Source organism: Rhizobium laguerreae (assembly GCF_002008165.1).
GTDB lineage: Bacteria > Pseudomonadota > Alphaproteobacteria > Rhizobiales > Rhizobiaceae > Rhizobium > Rhizobium laguerreae.
In genome coordinates, this window is sequence record NZ_MRDM01000016.1 from 1 (window position 1) to 1,122 (window position 1,122).

Annotated in this window: 1 protein-coding gene; it reads right to left on the bottom strand. The window is 62.2% G+C overall.

Features of this window, described 5'->3' with window-relative positions:
- Positions 1–830: Ulp1 family isopeptidase (locus BS630_RS24045; protein WP_245310482.1), on the bottom strand; the 830-nt coding region annotated here is incomplete at its 3' end.
- Positions 831–1,122: the final 292 nt, after the last annotated feature.

Below are 1,122 nucleotides of genomic sequence, written 5' to 3' on the forward strand. Positions count from 1 at the left end.
AATCGGGCCTGGAGTGCTCGCCGATCGGGGACGAGGTCGTAGAGGTCCCGCGGGGGCCGGCTTCGTGTCAATTGTCCAATCAGCGCCCGCGCCGCCTCCAGCAAAAGGACGCCGCAATCATGATTGTTCTGCTGCTGGGCCATCCCCATTCGGATCACCCTGGCTCCCACCCCCCTTGCGACCCGTTCGGCAGCGGCGGCGTTGTAGTCGCCGGCGGAGTCGTAGTGATAGGCAATCGGGCTGTTTCGATCGCGGCGATCAAGGAGTAGCAGCGACCAGTGGGTGCCGCGTTGATTGGGATCACCACCCTGGGCGTCAGTCACTGGAATGAACACGAAGTCGGCTGCATCCTCGGCACCCTCCTGGGCGGTACCGGGTTGGCCGCGGACCATGTACTGGAACGCCCTTAACTGGTCCGTCTGCAAAAGTTGCACTACCGCGGGATCCACCAGCGTCGTCCGAGCGGCGAGATCGGGGTGGTTTCGCTGCAACTCGCCCCTTAGGAGATTGAAATCCCTTTCGATGTGCCGGTCGTACAGCCAATCCCTGTCGCGCAGCCAAGCTCCGGATTGATGGGTGAGAAAAACACCTCCGTCCCACTGCAGCTCGGCCGTGTAAAGCTCTTGGTGGATCAAGAAGCTTGTCTGTGAGTTCCAGGCTGGCATGAGGCCATGTTCTATCAGAGCGCGGCTTAGATCGTCCGGGGCAGGCTGGCGGCCGTGCTGCCAACGGCCGACGACAGAGCCGAAATCCGGAATATTGGCCGGGACATTCGAGTCGTCCCAGGGGCGTTCTTGCGGTGTCGGAGGAGGTAGCTCGTTCTGCGTCAAGCCGAACTCCGGCGTTAAGGGCGGGGCAAAGTGCCAGTTCTGCTGCCAACCGTCCGATGACGGATCTATCTGGGGCGGGGGTGGCGCGTAGCCGAAGAACCCTGCCGCCGTCTCCTCCTGCCAGTTCTGCTGCGAACCGTCTTGCCAACCGGACGTGTTTGAGTATGGCGCGATCGCCGGGACCTCTGACGACGGATCTATCTGGCTCCGGGGAACTACGAGCTGCCACTCAAAAGGTTGAAAGCTTCCGCCCACATCCTGCGAATTTTGCGTCCGCTGGGCCTCGCGGTGT